Origin of the sequence: Mesorhizobium sp. M0751 (genome assembly GCF_040320265.1) — a bacterium.
GTDB lineage: Bacteria > Pseudomonadota > Alphaproteobacteria > Rhizobiales > Rhizobiaceae > Mesorhizobium.
On sequence record NZ_JAMYPH010000011.1, the window covers coordinates 1 to 16,530 of the forward strand.

A 16,530-nucleotide genomic window follows, 5' to 3' on the forward strand; every position below is an offset into this window, starting at 1 on the left:
GTGCCTCGACGCGCGACTTCGCCGATGCCGTCCAGCCGTTCGAATACGCGCCCGGCGACCAGGTCCGCAAAATCCAGCAGAAAGGCACAACCTCGCTGTTCGGACATGCCGTCAAGATCTGCAAGGCTTTTGCCGGCAAAGCCGTCGCCTTCCGCCCAACCGAAACCGATGGCGTCTTCGATGCCTACTTCCGTCATCAGAAAATCCAGACCATCGACCTCAACGCAAGCCAACGGTAGGATAGGAAACTGTTCGCGATGTCCTCGCACACCTGTTCGCGATGTCCCCGGTCCAAACAGGGGGGAGATTGGCTCGTCATCTGGCCCTACACGCCACTATCACAACCGGCTAGTTTGCGCCCATGAATCAGCACGCCAAGCTCAAAATCGGCCATTCGGCCTGTCCGCATGATTGCCCTTCGACCTGCGCGCTCGAGGTCGAGTTGCTCGACGCCAAGCGTATTGGCCGCGTCCATGGCGCCAAGGCCAACAGCTATACGGCCGGCGTCATCTGCGCCAAGGTCGCCCGTTACGCCGATCGCGTTCATCATCCCGACCGCCTGCTGAAGCCGCTGGTCCGTGCCGGCGCCAAGGGCGAGGGCGTATGGAAGGAAGCGAGCTGGGAGGCCGCACTCGACCTTGTCGCCGAAAAATTCATTGCGGCGGAGGCAAAATACGGCTCGGAGACGGTCTGGCCCTATTACTATGCCGGCACGATGGGGCTGGTGCAGCGTGACGGTATCGAGCGGCTCAGGCACGCCAAAAAATACTCTGGCTTCTTCGGTTCGATCTGCACCAATCTGGCCTGGACCGGCTGGATGATGGGCGCCGGCGCGCTGCGCGGCCCCGACCCGCGCGAGATGGCAAAGTCCGACTGTGTGGTGATCTGGGGCACCAACGCCGTGGTCACCCAGGTCAACGTGATGACCCACGCAATCAAGGCGCGCAAGGAACGCGGCGCCAAGATCGTCGTCATCGACGTCTACGAGAATGCGACGATGAAGCAGGCCGATCTGGGCCTGGTGCTGAAGCCCGGCACCGACGGCGCGCTGGCCTGCGCAGCCATGCACGTGCTGTTCCGTGACGACATGGCCGACCGCGCCTATCTGGAAAAATACACCGACGATCCGCACGGTCTGGAAGCGCATCTCAAGACGCGGACGCCGCAATGGGCCGCTGATATCACCGGGCTTTCCGTCGACGAAATCGAGGCCTTCGCCCGTCTCGTCGGCACGACGAAGAAGACCTATTTCCGTCTCGGCTACGGTTTTTCGCGGCAGCGCAACGGTTCGGTCAACATGCACGCCGCAGCCTCGATCGCGGCGGTCACCGGCTGCTGGCAATATGAGGGCGGCGGCGCCTTCCATACCAATTCGGGCATCTTCAAGCTCAACCAGGAACTGCTCGAAGGCACGCGGATGCGCGACCCCGCGATCCGTCATCTCGATCATTCGCGCATCGGCCCGGTGCTGACCGGGGCTGAGGATGCGCTCTATGGCGGCCCGCCGGTGACGGCGATGCTGATCCAGAACACCAATCCGGTCAACGTCGCGCCGGAGCAGCGGCTGGTGAAGCAGGGTTTTCTGCGCGACGATCTGTTTTCCTGCGTGCACGAGCAGTTCATGACCGACACCGCCAAGCTCGCCGATGTCGTGCTGCCGGCAACGATGTTTCTCGAGCATGACGACGTCTACAAGGGCGGCGGCAACCAGCACATCACACTCGGGCCGAAGCTGATCGAGCCGCCGGAAGGACCGCGCACCAATCATTTCGTCATCGAGGAGCTCGGCAAAAGGCTCGGTGTCGCCGACCGTCCTGGCTTCGGCATGACCGAGCAGCAGCATATCGGCATCATTCTGGGCAAACGCGGGCTTGGCAGCTTTTCGAGCCTGAAAGAGCAGAAATGGGTCGATTTGCAGCCGGATTTCGAGGCCGCGCATTTCCTGGACGGCTTCGGCCATGCCGACAAGAAATTCCATTTTCGCGCTGACTGGACGGGCCAGGCGTCACCCAATCGGCCACCGAAAAGCATGGGCCTGTTCGGGCCGGTGGCGCGCCTGCCGGAATTCCCCGATCATGTCGACCTGATCGAGGTGGCGGACGAGGCGCACCCGTTCCGGCTGACCACCTCGCCGGCGCGCAATTTCCTCAATTCGACCTTTGCCGAAACGCCGGTGTCCAAGGCAAAAGAGCGCCGGCCGGAGCTGCTCTTGCATCCCGATGATGCGGCGGCACTCGGCGTCGCCGACGGCGGCCGTGTCGAAGTCGGCAACCAGCGTGGCGAAGTGGTGCTGCATGCAAAACTGTTCGACGGCATCAAGCGCGGCGTCGTCGTCGCCGAAGGCATCTGGCCGAACAGCGCCCATGAGCGCGGCGAGGGCATCAACGTGCTGACCGGCGCCGATGCGCCGGCGCCCTATGGCGGCGCCGCCTTCCACGACAACAAGGTCTGGCTGCGCCCGGCGGATTGAGCGTCGGAACGATATCTCCATCAGGCCGTTTTCGCGTGGCGGGTGGAGGCATTGTCATGGCAGAAGTGTTGCCGGCGCCGGATCCCATCGGACGGACACTGTCGTCCGGCGAACTCGTAACCACGATGTCCCACTTTCATCGCGCCGAGATTGCGCGCATGGCTGGCTGGCGCGACCGCCTGGACCGGACGAGCAACTGGGCGATAACGGTTGTCGCGGCGATGCTCTCAGTCTCGCTTTCGACAGCCAGCGCTCACCATGGCGTGCTGCTGTTTGCCATGCTGCTTGTCCTGCTGCTGCTGTGGATCGAGGCCCGCCGATACCGTTTCTTCGACTTTTACCGGGCTCGCGTGCGCCAGTTCGAACGGCACTATTTCGCGCAGATATTCTCGCCGCAGCCGGACTTCGCGTCCGATTGGCTGTTGATCGTCGGCGAGAGCCTGCGCGCGCCAAAATTCCTGATTTCGCAACGCGTGGCTTTGGCGCGCCGCCTGCGTCGCAATTACATCTACATGCTGCTGATCCTGCTGCTGGCCTGGATCCTTAAACTGTCGACCCCCAGTCTTCTGACCGAAGGCGTCCGCATCGGCTTCGTCGGGTCGATGCGTGAGGCCGTCACCGGTGCTGCGCTGGGTCCAATTCCGGGCGCCGTCATCGTCGTGCTGGTCGCCGTCCTCTATGCAGGCCTGCTGGTGACAGCCTTTCTGACAGAGAGCGACGACGGCGAACTCTCCTTCGGTGACGTCCACGTCTAGCGACGCACGCTCTGTCTGGCAACGCAACGCCCTGTCGCGCGTTGTTGGACACGTGCATTGGGCGATGGGGGTTTCATGGCTTGGCAGGCTCCGACACGTTCCAGCCTGACGCTGCTGGTTTGCGCTTTCGTCCCCGCAGGCGCGGCCTGGGCGGCGGAGACGCTCGTTGCCGGGACCAAGGCATCGGGCATGGGTGGTTCGGGCGAAGGCGCTTTCGTCGCCGAGATCGTGCTTCTGCTGCTTGTCGGCCGCGGCCTGGGCGAAGTGCTGCAGCGCTATGGCCAGCCGGCAATCATGGGCCAACTGATCGGCGGCATCCTGCTCGGCCCTTCGCTGTTCGGCTGGCTGTGGCCGTCGGCCCAGCACCTGGTCTTTCCCACCGATCCCGCGCAAAAGGGCATGATCGACGCCGTCTCGCAGCTGGGCATCCTGATGCTGCTTTTGCTGACCGGCATGGAGACGGACCTGCGGCTGGTGCGCCGGGTTGGCGCGGCCTGTTTTTCCATTTCGGCTACCGGCGTCGTGGTGCCCTTCATCTGCGGTTTCGCGCTGGCGCAGTTCCTGCCGGACGCATTGCTGCCTGACCCCACGCAACGCACGGTCGCCGGGCTGTTCCTGGGCACCGCGCTGTCGATCTCGTCGGTCAAGATCGTCGCCATGGTGGTGCGCGAGATGAATTTCATGCGCCGCAACCTCGGACAGGTGATTATTTCCTCGGCAATCATCGAGGACACGATCGGCTGGTTGATCATCGCCGTAACCTTCGGCATCGCCACCAATGGCAGGCTGCAGCTCGTACCTCTGGTGACCACCATCGCCGCCGTGGCACTGTTCATGGTGTTTTCCTTCACCATTGGCCGCCGTCTTGTCTTCACCTTGATCCGCTGGACCAACGATCAATTCCGCAGCGAGTTTGCGGTGATCACCATGATCCTCATCATCATGGGAGCGATGGCGCTGATCACCAACATGATAGGCGTCCATACCGTGCTGGGGGCGTTCGTCGCCGGCATCCTTGTCGGTGAATCGCCCATTCTCTCCAGCCATATCGAAGGCCAGCTGCGAGGCGTCATCACCGCGCTGTTCATGCCGATCTTCTTCGGCATGGCGGGGCTTTCCGCCGATCTCACCGTGCTCGCCGATCCGACGCTTGCCATGCTGACGGGCGCTCTCGTGGTCATCGCCAGCATCGGCAAGTTTGGCGGCGCGTTCATCGGCGCCAAGCTCGCCGCCATGTCGTTCAAGGAAGCAATCGCCGTCGGCAGTGCAATGAACGCGCGCGGCTCGACCGAGGTGATCGTCGCCAGCATCGGCCTGTCGATGAACATCCTGTCGCACAATCTCTTCACCATGATCGTCACCATGGCCGTGATCACCACCTTGGCCATGCCGCCGATGCTGCGCTGGGCGCTCGGCCGGCTGCCGGTTGGGCATGACGAGCAGCAGCGTGTCGAGCGCGAGGCGTTGGACGAATACGGCTTCATTTCCAGGCTGGAGCGGCTGCTGGTGCTGGTCGACGACAGCAGGATCGGCAAGTTCACTGCCTATCTCGCCGGACTGGTCGGCGGAGGCAGCGGCATGCCCACCACCTTGCTTCGCCTGCCCACCACCTTGCTTCCGCCGAAAGACGGCCGAGGTGACAGGCCAACCGACAGCAAGGGACAGGAGCGCGCCCTGCAGGAAATCAAGAAGGGTGCAAGAAAAAGCGCCCAGGCGGTGAAACGGATCGAAGACACGCTTGTCGACAAAGTCCATCTGACGGCCCGCACCGAATTGGAAGCCACGGGTCAGACGATCGCCGAAGAGGCCCGCAAGGGATACGGCCTGTTGCTGGTCGGCCTTGACAATGTGCTGACCGCCGATGGCGCCTTCGCGCCGGCCCTCAACGACATTGCCGCAGGATTTGACGGCCCGCTTTGCCTGGTCCTGAACGGCGGCAATGCTGCCGAAAAGATGCCGACGCTGAAGGCCGGCACCAGCATTCTAGTCCCGGTCAACGGTACCCAGGTGGCGCGTCGCGCCGCCGACTTGGCGCTGGCCCTGGCCCGTCCAAACCGGGCGCGGATCAAGGTTCTCTACGTCTCGCAAAGGGCAGCCAAGGGCCGCAGGTCGACATCCGTGTCGCATAGCCGTGAAGAGGCCGTGCTGAAAGACATCGCCGATTTGGCGGGCCGCTACGGCCTGCATATCGACACAGCGTTCCATACCCGCGTCACACCCGACAAGGCGATCACCCGGGAGGCGGCCAAAGGCGCGGCGATCGTCGTGATGGGCGTCACCCAACGTCCGGGTGAGGACCTGTTCTTCGGTGAAACCGCCGGCGCTGTTTTGGCCGCCTGCAACTGCCCCGTCGTGCTTCTGGCCAGCGCGCGGCCCAAGCATGACGCCGGTGGGGCTGAACTGGCGGCGTGATTTCATGGCGCGCTGATCCGTCGGCAGGAATGTCGATCGAGGCTCTAAAAGCGCTGATCAGCCAAACGTAGAAGAACTCGAACCGAACGGTTCGATTCTGTTGACAGAGCGTACGGAAATGGGTGAACGCCGGCTCACGGAATGTTCGCGCCGAAAAATCATCAATGACCGCATAACTAATTGAAAAGGAGGAAGAACATTGTGGCGAAAGGAGCCGCATGTCGAATTTCAAGCGGCCAATTTGGCGCACCGGCACAAAACTTTCGTGATTGGAAACGACAGGCTTGCCGACCCATCTCGGGGTGGTCCGAGCGACGCGAATTCCTCCCAAGGCACGCCACTTGACGGACAGACCAAAGAACTACCGGAGTAGCCGAAATGACCAAGATCGCTCTTACCGCCGCCGCCATCCTTGTTGCCACTGGCACTGCCTTTGCCGGCAGCGACCACTATGGCTCGGACAACGTCAACCAGCCGGCCGCTCCGGCTGCAAACGTCGACAACACGTTTACCGGCTCGATCCGCAAGCCGGTTACTTCCGAGCATACCGGTGCCAAGACGACCTCCGAATCGGTGGCGCCTGAATCCGGCCAACGCATCTGGGGCCGCTGATTATCACGGCCCCGGAATACAAGAGCGGCGGGCCTGGCCCGCTACTCTTGTTTTTGCGTATCAGCCGGGACGAGCGCCGGATCGCATCCTGCGCCAATCGAATACTTTGATTTGCAGGTTTCATCTGTAGCCACAATCTCGGTTGCTGAAATCGTCCAGCAACGTGCACGTCGGAAAAAAGCCGGGTGCGTATTCGTCGGCGCGGACAGCGCTCGCATCTCGAAATGCGTTGAAAGCAACGACAACTCACGAATGACCAGTACACTGGAGTACCTGAAATGACCAAGATTGCTCTTACCGCCGCCACCATCGTCCTCATCGCCACGGGCAGTGCCTTTGCCGGCAGCGACCATTATGGTTCGGACGGCGTCAACCAGCCGGCCGCGCCTGTTGGCAACGCGCCTGTCGGCACTATCGACAACGGGTTTACCGGTTCCATCCGCAAGCCGCTGACGGCTGAGCACAACGCCGTCGACACCGAGGCGACCACCCGGTTCGGCACGGATCAACCCGTAGTGCCGCAATCTGGCCGGGGCAACTGGGGCCGCTAATTCCTCAAACCCCGGAGCACAAAGAGCGGCGGGCTTGGCCCGCCGCTCTTGTTTGTGCGAAGCCGGGTTGGCCGAAAGGTCGGCGATCCCCCGGCCTGCCAGGCAATCCCTAGCGAAGATCCTTCGGCCAAATGCAGTGCGTCAGCCGGGCGCTGCCGAAGGTGAGACCGGCCCAATCGCCATCGACGTCGAACCGAGCGAGGGCCGCGGTCGGGAATTTTTCCACCAGTTTTTTCAGCGCCGCTTCATCCGATCCAGCCCCGGCAAGACCGCGCGCGAACTCCTCCAACCCGGGATTGTGGCCAAGCACCAGCAGCGTTCCGGTTCCCGCCTTTACTTGCCGCACCTTGGCGAGGATGTCCGCCGCTGCTGCCTCGTAGAGCGCCTGGGCAAATTTGGCCTGCACCTTCGCCGGCAATTCCGCCGAGAGCAGCCGCCACGTGTCGCGGGTGCGCAGCGCCGGCGACACCAGCGCCAGCTCCGGCAGCCAGCCGCGCCGGGCCAGTTCGCGTCCGACCAGCGGCGCTGCCTTCAGCCCGCGCGCGGACAGCGGCCGATCGAAGTCGATGAGATCGGCATCGTCCCAACTCGACTTGGCGTGACGCAGGAGCAGCAGTTGCTTCATGGATTCAAAATAAGGCCGAAACGTCGCGTGCGCCATGCACGACGCGGACGATCTCGACCCGCTGTTCGGCCAGCCGATAAAGCACGAGATAATTGCCGATCGTCAACGCACGCGCATCGGTAGCGATGTCGGGCCTCTTGGGACCGGATTCCGGGAATGTGCCCAATTGCACGATGCGCTCGGCAATAGCATCCAAAAAGCGGTCCGCGGCAAGCGGGTTGTCCCTTGCAATGCCAAACCAAATATCGATCAGGTCGTCTTCTGCCGCCGGGCTGCGGACAATGCGGATGTCAGCCATTCCGCCGGTTTTTGCTGGCGTTGCCCAACCGGCTGCGGGCTTTCTGTTTTATGTCCTCGATGTCGAACGGCGCAAACGGACCGCTCTCCAGCCCTTCCGTCCAGGCTTTCCGCAACCGCTCCGCTTCGGCCTCGCGCAAGGGCTGGCGAAGCCGCCATTCGCGCAGTGCCTCGCGGATCACTTCACTTGCCGAACCGTACTGCCCGCTGGCCACCGCGCCTTTGACCATGTCCAGCAGTTCCGGGGAAAGCGCTACGCTGACTTTTTCGACTGTCGCCATCAAGCCGTCTCCTCACGAAGACGGTAGCAAAATTTGCTACCAAATTCAAGAACTGACTCTTACGGCGTGATCCGCGCCAGGTGCTCGAGATCGGTCTCTTCGCGCAGCGGGTCGGGCGCGATCACTACCGACGTGGCGTTGTCGGCATCGTCGGCGAAGCGCGAAAACACCGTGCGGCCGCCTTCCATTCGCGCCTTGCCTTCGGCGACCAGGCCCAGCGCCAGCGGATAGAGCTGGTGCTCGGCCTTGAGCACGCGTGCGGCCAGCGTGTCCTCATTGTCGCCGACCATCACCGGTACCGCGGCCTGGGCGATGATCGGCCCATCATCCATATCGAGCGTGACGAAATGCACCGTGCAGCCATGGATGCGCATGCCTGCGCGGATGGCCCGCGCATGCGTATCCAGCCCCTTGAAGGCAGGCAGCAGGGCAGGGTGGATATTGATCATGCGGCCCAGCCACTTCTCGACGAAGCGCGCGCCGAGGATGCGCATATAGCCTGCCAGCGCGACGATCTCGGCGCCGAACGACAAGAGGGCCGCATCGATCGCCTCGTCATGCGCTTGCTTGCTGGCATGGTCGGAGCGCGAAATCACCCTGGTGGCGATGCCGCGCGCCGCGGCGATGCCGAGGCCGGCGGCATTGGGGCGGTCGGAGATGACGCCGACGATCTCGGCCGGATAGGCCGGGTTGCTCGCCGCCGCAATCAGCGCCGTCATGTTGGAGCCGCGCCCAGAGATCAGTACGACCGTCCGTTTCCTGCTCATAGGCCGATCGAGCCCCGATAGATGACGCCGGCATCGCGGCGCGGTACGATCTGGCCGATCGGCGTCACCGTCTCGCCGGCCTCCTGCAGCACGGCGGCGACCTGCGCCGCCTGGCCCGAGGCGACGACCAGGATCATGCCGATGCCGCAATTGAAGGTGCGCATCATCTCTTCCGGCGCGACGCCGCCGGTCTTGGCCAGCCACGAAAACACCGGCGGCACCTCGATGGCGCCGAGATCGAGCTCGGCCGAAAAATCCTTGGGCAGAACACGCGGGATGTTTTCGGGAAAGCCGCCGCCGGTGATATGGGCCAGCGCCTTGATGCCATGCGTGTTGCGGATCGCCTTGAGGATCGATTTGACGTAGATGCGGGTCGGCTCGAGCAGCGCTTCGGCCAGCGTCGCCTCGTCATTGAACGGCGCTGGATCGCCCCAGCCAAGGCCGCTTACCGCGACGATGCGGCGGACCAGCGAAAAGCCGTTCGAATGCAGGCCCGACGAGGCGAGGCCGAGCAGCACATCGCCTTCGACGATGTCGTCGGTCGGCAACAGCTGGCCGCGTTCGGCGGCACCGACGGCAAAGCCGGCAAGGTCGTAATCCTTGTCGTGGTACATGCCGGGCATTTCAGCGGTCTCGCCGCCGATCAGCGCGCAACCGGCCTGCCGGCAGCCTTCGGCGATGCCGCCGACGATCGAAGCGCCCTGGTCGGGATCGAGCTTGCCGGTGGCGAAATAGTCGAGGAAGAACAGCGGCTCGGCGCCTTGGACGACGATGTCGTTGACGCACATGGCGACGAGGTCGATGCCGATCGTATCGTGCTTGCCGGCGTCTATGGCGATCTTCAGCTTGGTGCCGACGCCGTCATTGGCGGCGACCAGTACCGGATCGGTGAAGCCGGCCGCCTTGAGATCGAACAGGCCGCCGAAGCCGCCGATCTCGCCATCGGCGCCCGGCCGGCGCGTCGCGCGCACCAGCGGCTTGATCTTCTGGACCATGAGATTGCCGGCGTCGATGTCGACGCCCGCTTCGGCATAGGTGAGCCCGTTCTTGCGCTTGCTCATACTCTTTCCCTGCTTTCCCGGGCTCTTCGCATGAACGGTTTCGGTCCGCAAGGATAACGGCACTGAAACTGCCGATCTCCCCACTTGAGGGGGAGATGCTAAGTAGGGGCAAAGAGGGCAGGCCAGAGGGGGCGCTGTCCCGCCGACCTGCCGATCGGCACCAATGCACATCAAACCCCAACCGGGTTCCCGATATCAATGAGCTTAAGACAGACCTCAGCTGGTTGATCGGGCGTTGATCGCAAATTGCGCAGCGAAAGCCCGGATATAAGCAGGTCGAGCTTCCCCGCGCGCTACATAGGCAGCCAAGTTTTGATATTCGTCCAAAATGCCTGACATTCTTAGTCGCAGCAGCACAGATACCATCAATAAATCGCCCGCGCTGAACGTGTCATCGAGCCAGTCGGCGACGCCTAAGTGGGCCGAGAGTTTGTCCAGCCGAGCGCGAACACGGTCCTTTACCAACGGCAAGCGCTCCTCGCTCCAAGGCTTGTCACGTTCGAATATTCTTGCCGTCGTTAATTCGAGGATCGGCGGCTCGACGGTGTTAAGTGCAGCAAACATCCACGTGATCGCACGCGCGCGGGCATTGCGATCCTTCGGCAGCAGGCCCGCGTGCTGCTCAGCAAGATGGAAGACGATCGAGCCAGTCTCGAACAGCGAGAGAGAGCCTTCCTCGTAGGTGGGGATCTGGCCGAAGGGATGGATGGCCAGATGGCCAGGCGCCTTCATGTCCGCGAAGGAGACAAGACGAACCTCATAAGGTTGCCCCACTTCTTCGAGCGCCCAGCGAACGCGCGTATCGCGCGCCAGTCCCTTGCCGCCATCGGGCGATCGTTCAAATGCTGTGATAGTGATTGTCATCGCGTCCATTTCCTTGCCTGGGCGAATTTCTTCGGCTTCCTATCATGAGACGAATGAGCTTCCCGGAAATCGACATCGGTCTTGAACTATTCCATTGCTGGGGCCGCTTCCGATCAAAGGTTAGTGGGGAGATTGGCAGCTTCCTGTATCGCTTCTCACTTGCCGTAACCGTCCATCTCCATCATGTATCGACAAACAAGAGCGACGGGATATGCGTTTGACCATCCCCAACATGATCACGATCATGCGCTTCGTGCTGGTGCCGGCGGTGGTGCTGGCCATGCTGCAGGAACGCTGGGACTGGGCCTTTGCCGGCTTCCTCGTTGCCGGCATTTCCGACGGCGTCGACGGCTTCATCGCCCGCCATTTCAATCAGTTTTCCAGGCTCGGCGCCTATCTCGATCCGATGGCCGACAAGCTGCTGCTGGTCTCGGTTTTCGTGGTCCTGGGCTTCAGCGGCGAACTGCCGCTGTGGCTGGTCGTTACCATGGTGTCGCGCGACGCACTGATCGTCTGCGCCGTGCTTTTGTCCACCGTCATGGCGCATCCCGTCGAGATGAAGCCGCTCCTGGTATCGAAGGCCAACACCGCGATCCAGATCGTGCTGGCGGCAGTGGTGTTGGGCGAACTCGCCTTCGACATCCGTCTCGATCCGCTGAGGCCGGCCCTCATATTGCTGTCCGGGGTCTTGACCGTGGCTTCGGCCGCGGCCTATCTCGTGGCTTGGCTGAGGCATATGAGCGGCTATGGCGAAGGCTCCACACCCGGCACCTGAACGCGGGGCACCTGAACGCGGGGCACCTGAACACCGGGCACCTGACGAACGGTCCATCGACGCCGAGGCTGAAGCCGCGGCGGCGGAGGCTTCGGCATCGGCGTCGTTTCGACGGCAGATCCGCTTCTGGCTGGTCAGCGCCATCATCCTTGCCGTCTTCCTCTATGTCTTCAGCGGCATCCTTCTGCCCTTCGTCGCCGGCATGGTGCTCGCCTATTTCCTCGATCCTGTCGCCGACCGGCTGGAGCGGCTCGGCCTGTCCAGGCTGATGGCGACGGTGGTCATCCTCATCGCCTTCATCGTCGTCCTGGTGCTGGCCGTCGTCATCCTGGTTCCGGTGCTCGCCTCGCAGATGGCTGATTTCGCCAGCAAGCTGCCGGACTATCTGACCCGGCTGCAGGGCCTGATCACCAGCTTCGACCCGAAATGGCTGGAAGAAAAATTCGGCGTCGACGCCAATGGGCTGCGCGAGGGCCTGAACTCGCTGCTGACCTCCGGCTTCGGCCTCCTGACCACCGTCTTCACCTCGATCTGGAGCTCCGGCGTGGCGCTGGTCTCGGTCGTCAGCCTGTTCGTGGTGACGCCGGTCGTCGCCTTCTACATGCTGCTCGACTGGGACCGCATGGTGACAATCGTCGACAGCTGGGTGCCGCGCGACTACGTCAAGACCGTCAGGACGATCGCCAGGGACATCAACACTGCGACCGCCGGCTTCGTGCGCGGCCAGGGCACGCTGTGCCTGGTGCTCGGCGCCATGTATGCCACCGGCCTGACGCTGACCGGACTGAATTTCGGCATCCTCATCGGCCTGTTCGCCGGGTTGATCTCCTTCATCCCCTATGTCGGCTCGCTGACCGGCCTGGTGCTGGCCGTCGGCGTCGCCTTCGTCCAGTTCTGGCCGGACTGGACCATGATCGCGGCGGTGGCCGGCGTGTTCTTCGTCGGCCAGTTCATCGAGGGCAACATCCTGCAGCCCAGGCTGGTCGGCAAAAGCGTCGGCCTGCATCCGGTGTGGCTGATGTTTGCGCTGTTTGCCTTCGGCGCGCTGTTCGGCTTCGTCGGCCTGCTGATTGCCGTGCCGGCTTCCGCCGCCGTTGCCGTTCTGGTGCGTTTCGCCATCGCGCGCTACCTCGAATCGCCGCTCTACAAGGGCCATTCGGACGAGCCGGTGCCGCCGCTGCAGGTGCGGCGCCGCGGGGGCGCGCGCGGTTGAGCCATATGCCGGACAAGATCGATCCGCCGCGTCAATTGCCGCTCGATCTAGGCCACGGCACCGGCTATTCGCGCGACGAACTCGTGGTCTCCAGCACCAACAGCCAGGCCGCTGCGCTTGTCGACCGTTGGCCGGACTGGCCCTCGCCGGTCGTTGTGCTGGCCGGGCCGGCCGGCTCGGGGAAAACCCACCTGGCCTCGATCTGGCGGACCCGCGCCGGCGCGGTGAAAGTGGAGGCCGGCCGCATCGGCGACTGCATCGAAACCCTCGGCGCGCGCCCGGCCCTGATCGACGATATCGATGCCGGCCCGCTCGACGAACACGGCCTGTTCCACCTGATCAATGCGGTGCGCGGCGCCGGCTCGACCTTGCTGTTGACGGCGCGCCGATTTCCCTCCGCCTGGGGCGTCGGGCTGCCCGACCTGGCGTCGCGGCTCAAGGCCGCGGCGACCGTCGAGATCCACGAGCCCGACGATCTTCTGCTGGCCGGCGTCATCACAAAGCTGTTCGCCGATCGACAGGTCGAGGTCGAGCCGCATGTCGTGCAATATCTGGTGCGCCGCATCGAGCGCTCGCTGGCCACTGCCATGCGGGTGGTCGAACGGCTCGACCGCACCGCGCTCGAGCGCAAGACGCCGATCACGCGGGCGCTCGCCGCCGAGACCGTCAGCGCCATGGACGAAGGGCAGGGCGAGTTCGAGATTTAGAGGCTTCCAGTTCAGCCACTGTCCCATTTCGGGAACAAAGGCTGGCATCTGTCTTGCTACGTCAGCCTTGCCGGCTAACCCCGGTCCTGATTGCGTATCAAATCAGGTTGTAGGCTCGCCGGGAGTTGAGGCGGTTGGGGTTCTCTTCCCGGCGAGCTTACCGTCACATGCATTGTAATGGACCATTGGATGGTCTATTTATCGCTAACGTAGGGATCCAGAACATGGTCCATAAAAGAGCGAGCCGATGAAGGTATCCGTTACAGACGCCAAGGGACAGCTGACCGAATTGGTGCGTCGTGCCGAGGCAGGTGACGAGATCATTCTGACCCGTCACGGTCATGCGGCCGTGCGCCTAGTTCCCGTCAAGGCAGTGCAGGACAGGAAAAGCCGTCGGGCGTTGCTGGAGGCGATGCGCGTATCCGGCGCCGCGAGGGCGAAGGCCGGGCCATCTGCCGCGCGAAGCCAGGATTTCCTCTACGGCGATGATGGCCTGCCTGAATGATCGTGGTCGATACCTCGGCGCTGATGGCGATCGTTCTTGACGAGCCAGAGGCTGATGTCTGCATCGCGGCGCTCGAGGCCGAAGACGACATTCTGATTTCCGCCGGTACCGTTGCAGAAGCGCTGATCGTCGCGTCGCGGCGAAATGTCGGCGAAGAGCTGTCCGGCCTGATCGACGGGCTTGGTTTCGAAATCGCTGCGGTGACGCCGGCCTCTGCGCGTCGCATTGCCGAGGCCTACGCAAAATGGGGTAAGGGCATCCACCCGGCCGCGCTCAATTTCGGCGACTGCTTCGCCTATGAAGTGGCGAAAGAACATGCCTGCCGCCTGCTTTATGTCGGCGACGATTTTTCGAGGACCGATATCGAAAGCGCTCTCTAAGGAAGCAAGGCAAGGACCATAGGCGCGATTTTGCTTTGCTGCCCGGGTCGAGCCGCCACCGCTGCCACGTTCAGTTCCCGCCGTCCGACAGGGCGGCGCGTTCCACGCCAAAGCGCTTGCGATAGTCGCCGGGCACCAGCCCGGTTATCCTGGCGAACACTTTGCGGAACGAGCCGGGATCGTCATAGCCGACCTCCCAGGCGATCTGGTCGATCGATCGCATCGTGGTTTCCAGCATCTCGCGCGCCTTGCCGACCCGCAGGTGCTGGCAATATTCGGTCGGCTTGAGGCCGGTGGCGTTGCGGAAGCGCCGCAGGAAAGTCCGCTCCTCCAGTCCGGCATGCTCGGCCATGGCGCCGAGCGTCACATCGCGCGCGCCGTTCGCCTGCAGCCAGTGCTGCACCTTGAGGATCGCTTCGTCGCCATGCGTCAGCCGTGGCGCGAACGGGCTGTAAAAACGCTGCTCGCGGCCCGGCGGATCGACCAGCATGAAACGCGCCGTGTCCATCATCACGGTCGGCCCGAGCACCCTGTCCACCAGCTTCAGGCCGAGGTCGGTCCAGGCCATGTAGCCGCCCGCAGTGATGATGTCGCCATCGTCGATGACTAGCCTGTCGGCGTCGAGCAGGATGTCTGGAAAGCGTAGCGCCAGCGCGTCGCGATAGGCCCAGTGCGTTGTCGCCGCGCGACCGGACAACAGGCCGGTCTCGGCAAGCACGAAGGCGCCGGCGCAGACCGAACCGAGCGTCGCCCCTGCCGCATGACGGTCCCTGAGCCAGCCGGCATAGAGCGCGGCTGCTTCCCGGGCGATCGGATCTCCCAAGGTCGGCGGGATGATAGCCATGGCTGGTTCATTGTCGGCGCCGGGGTCGCTGTCGAAGGTGCGGACTACGGTCTGGCCGGCGTTCTCCAATTGCCAATGGCTGACGCGAAGCCTCGCCGCGTCCAGCGACCGATCGGCCGCCAGCCGGTTGGCCAGCATAAAAAGATCGGTCAGGCCGAGCACAGCTGCTTCCTGAACGCCGGGGTACAGGACAAGGCCGATTTCGATCAGATCACACGTCGCCGTCATTTGTCAGTTTTGCCACGTTGAATGTCCGTTTTGCCAATGCTCACCCTGACCGCACTGTTATAATTTGTCCAGCTGAAGGGGCTAAAAGCTTCCCTGTTACCCCCGACTTTTCCACCAAGGAGTAGAACGATGAGCACATTCACTACCCATGACGGCACCGAGATTTTCTACAAGGATTGGGGCAAGGGCCAGCCGATCGTGTTCCATCACGGCTGGCCGTTGAGCTCAGACGACTGGGACAACCAGATGCTGTTCTTCCTCGAAAAGGGCTATCGCGTCATTGCCCATGACCGCCGCGGGCACGGCCGTTCGTCGCAGACCGCAACCGGCAACGAGATGGACACCTACGCCGCCGATGTTGCGGCCCTGGCGGCGCATCTCGATCTCAGGGATGCGATCCACATCGGCCACTCGACCGGTGGCGGCGAGGTGGCGCGTTACGTCGCGCTTTATGGCGGCGGCGGCCGTGTTGCCAAGGCGGTGCTGATCGGCGCCGTGCCGCCGATCATGGTCAAGACCGACAGCAACCCCGGCGGCTTGCCGATCGAAGTCTTCGACGGCTTTCGCGCGGCTCTGGCCGCTAACCGCGCGCAGTTCTACAAGGAGGTGCCGGCCGGCCCGTTCTATGGTTTCAACCGCGAGGGCGCCAAGGTCTCGCAAGGCGCCGTCGACAATTGGTGGCGCCAGGGCATGATGGGCGGAGCCAAGGCCCACTATGACTGCATCAAGGCTTTTTCCGAGACCGACTTCACCGATGATCTCAAAAAGATCGACGTACCCGTCCTGATCATGCATGGCGACGACGACCAGATCGTGCCGATAGCCGATTCCGCGCTGCTTGCGGCCAAGCTGGTGAAGCACGGCACGCTCAAGGTCTACAAAGGCCTGCCGCACGGCATGTGCACCACCCACCCGGAGATCATCAATCCGGATCTGCTGGCCTTCATCCAGGGCTGACGGCTGGATATCGGACGGGCAGCGCTGGCTCCGCGCTGTCCGTCCGTTGCCTCAGCATGATACGGCGACGGATCACGCTCAAGCGTGATCCGCTTGCGCTGGCGACGAGATTCGCTTCATGAATGGTCGGAGTGGAGAGATTCGAACTCCCGACCCTCTGGTCCCAAACCAGATGCGCTACCAGGCTGCGCTACACTCCGAACGGTCTGTTGCCTAGTGATTTCAG

18 protein-coding genes, 1 tRNA gene and 1 pseudogene are annotated in these 16,530 nt (G+C 63.1%); 12 read left to right on the forward strand and 8 right to left on the reverse strand.

The genetic code is table 11. The features are described 5' to 3' along the window. From NKI19_RS17740 to NKI19_RS17765, 6 genes and pseudogenes are all read left to right on the forward strand, one after another. Positions 1 to 239: pseudogene (locus NKI19_RS17740) on the forward strand (IS481 family transposase); the annotation flags it as partial. A 122-nt stretch (positions 240 to 361) separates the two neighbouring features. Next, positions 362 to 2,470: a molybdopterin-containing oxidoreductase family protein gene (locus NKI19_RS17745; protein WP_352492635.1), complete on the forward strand. Its 2,109-nt coding sequence runs from the start codon at positions 362 to 364 to the stop codon at positions 2,468 to 2,470. Positions 2,471 to 2,526: 56 nt separating this feature from the next. Continuing rightward, positions 2,527 to 3,225, forward strand: coding sequence for a DUF2270 domain-containing protein (locus NKI19_RS17750; RefSeq protein ID WP_352492634.1), 699 nt, complete (start codon positions 2,527 to 2,529; stop codon positions 3,223 to 3,225). 189 nt (positions 3,226 to 3,414) lie between these two features. Then, positions 3,415 to 5,637, forward strand: a complete 2,223-nt coding sequence (locus NKI19_RS17755; protein WP_502899306.1) for a cation:proton antiporter domain-containing protein — start codon at positions 3,415 to 3,417, stop codon at positions 5,635 to 5,637. 378 nt (positions 5,638 to 6,015) lie between these two features. Next, the gene (locus NKI19_RS17760; RefSeq protein ID WP_352492632.1) at positions 6,016 to 6,249 is read left to right on the forward strand and encodes a DUF680 domain-containing protein; all 234 of its coding nucleotides are present in this window, start codon (positions 6,016 to 6,018) and stop codon (positions 6,247 to 6,249) included. Between the two features lie 278 nt (positions 6,250 to 6,527). Then, positions 6,528 to 6,800 carry a DUF680 domain-containing protein gene (locus tag NKI19_RS17765; RefSeq protein WP_352492631.1) on the forward strand — a complete coding sequence of 91 codons (273 nt, stop codon included), beginning with the start codon at positions 6,528 to 6,530 and terminating at the stop codon, positions 6,798 to 6,800. Positions 6,801 to 6,909: 109 nt separating this feature from the next. On the opposite strand, the gene NKI19_RS17770 is transcribed toward NKI19_RS17765, so the two are convergent. The 6 genes from NKI19_RS17770 to NKI19_RS17795 all read right to left on the reverse strand — a co-directional run bounded on the left by NKI19_RS17770 (position 6,910) and on the right by NKI19_RS17795 (position 10,695). Continuing rightward, positions 6,910 to 7,425, reverse strand: coding sequence for a SixA phosphatase family protein (locus NKI19_RS17770; RefSeq protein WP_352492630.1), 516 nt, complete (start codon positions 7,423 to 7,425; stop codon positions 6,910 to 6,912). Between the two features lie 4 nt (positions 7,426 to 7,429). Then, the gene (locus NKI19_RS17775; protein ID WP_352492629.1) at positions 7,430 to 7,723 is read right to left on the reverse strand and encodes a type II toxin-antitoxin system RelE/ParE family toxin; all 294 of its coding nucleotides are present in this window, start codon (positions 7,721 to 7,723) and stop codon (positions 7,430 to 7,432) included. Further along, positions 7,716 to 8,003, reverse strand: coding sequence for a type II toxin-antitoxin system ParD family antitoxin (locus NKI19_RS17780; RefSeq protein ID WP_352492628.1), 288 nt, complete (start codon positions 8,001 to 8,003; stop codon positions 7,716 to 7,718). The genes NKI19_RS17775 and NKI19_RS17780 overlap by 8 nt, the downstream gene beginning before the upstream one ends. Positions 8,004 to 8,062: 59 nt before the next feature. Further along, entirely contained in the window at positions 8,063 to 8,770 is a 708-nt protein-coding gene (purN, locus tag NKI19_RS17785; RefSeq protein WP_352492627.1) for a phosphoribosylglycinamide formyltransferase, read from the reverse strand. Then, on the reverse strand, positions 8,767 to 9,831 hold the full coding sequence (purM, locus tag NKI19_RS17790; protein ID WP_352492626.1) for a phosphoribosylformylglycinamidine cyclo-ligase: 1,065 nt from the start codon (positions 9,829 to 9,831) through the stop codon (positions 8,767 to 8,769). Before purM ends, purN begins: the two co-directional genes overlap by 4 nt. A 216-nt stretch (positions 9,832 to 10,047) precedes the next feature. After that, complete coding sequence (locus tag NKI19_RS17795) at positions 10,048 to 10,695, reverse strand: glutathione S-transferase family protein (protein ID WP_352492625.1); 648 nt, start codon at positions 10,693 to 10,695, stop codon at positions 10,048 to 10,050. A 217-nt stretch (positions 10,696 to 10,912) separates the two neighbouring features. Between NKI19_RS17795 and NKI19_RS17800 the strand changes: the two genes are divergently transcribed. The 5 genes from NKI19_RS17800 to NKI19_RS17820 all read left to right on the forward strand — a co-directional run bounded on the left by NKI19_RS17800 (position 10,913) and on the right by NKI19_RS17820 (position 14,275). Next, positions 10,913 to 11,470 carry a CDP-alcohol phosphatidyltransferase family protein gene (locus NKI19_RS17800; RefSeq protein ID WP_352566705.1) on the forward strand — a complete coding sequence of 186 codons (558 nt, stop codon included), beginning with the start codon at positions 10,913 to 10,915 and terminating at the stop codon, positions 11,468 to 11,470. Then, a complete protein-coding gene (locus tag NKI19_RS17805) occupies positions 11,442 to 12,683 on the forward strand; it encodes an AI-2E family transporter (RefSeq protein ID WP_352566699.1) in 1,242 nt (413 codons plus the stop codon). The genes NKI19_RS17800 and NKI19_RS17805 overlap by 29 nt, the downstream gene beginning before the upstream one ends. A 5-nt stretch (positions 12,684 to 12,688) precedes the next feature. Continuing rightward, positions 12,689 to 13,390, forward strand: a complete 702-nt coding sequence (gene hdaA / locus NKI19_RS17810; protein ID WP_352951193.1) for a DnaA regulatory inactivator HdaA — start codon at positions 12,689 to 12,691, stop codon at positions 13,388 to 13,390. A gap of 247 nt (positions 13,391 to 13,637) precedes the next feature. After that, entirely contained in the window at positions 13,638 to 13,895 is a 258-nt protein-coding gene (locus NKI19_RS17815; protein WP_352566696.1) for a type II toxin-antitoxin system Phd/YefM family antitoxin, read from the forward strand. Beyond that, positions 13,892 to 14,275, forward strand: coding sequence for a type II toxin-antitoxin system VapC family toxin (locus NKI19_RS17820; protein WP_352566695.1), 384 nt, complete (start codon positions 13,892 to 13,894; stop codon positions 14,273 to 14,275). The genes NKI19_RS17815 and NKI19_RS17820 overlap by 4 nt, the downstream gene beginning before the upstream one ends. A 70-nt stretch (positions 14,276 to 14,345) precedes the next feature. Here NKI19_RS17820 and NKI19_RS17825 read toward each other — a convergent pair whose 3' ends face one another. Further along, on the reverse strand, positions 14,346 to 15,347 hold the full coding sequence (locus NKI19_RS17825; protein ID WP_352566693.1) for a GlxA family transcriptional regulator: 1,002 nt from the start codon (positions 15,345 to 15,347) through the stop codon (positions 14,346 to 14,348). Positions 15,348 to 15,476: 129 nt separating this feature from the next. On the opposite strand from NKI19_RS17825, the gene NKI19_RS17830 reads away from it, so the two are divergent. Then, positions 15,477 to 16,304 (forward strand): alpha/beta fold hydrolase, encoded by an 828-nt coding sequence (locus tag NKI19_RS17830; RefSeq protein WP_352492621.1) that lies wholly within the window; start codon positions 15,477 to 15,479, stop codon positions 16,302 to 16,304. 123 nt (positions 16,305 to 16,427) lie between these two features. Here NKI19_RS17830 and NKI19_RS17835 read toward each other — a convergent pair. Beyond that, a tRNA-Pro gene (locus NKI19_RS17835) sits at positions 16,428 to 16,504 on the reverse strand. Positions 16,505 to 16,530: the final 26 nt, after the last annotated feature.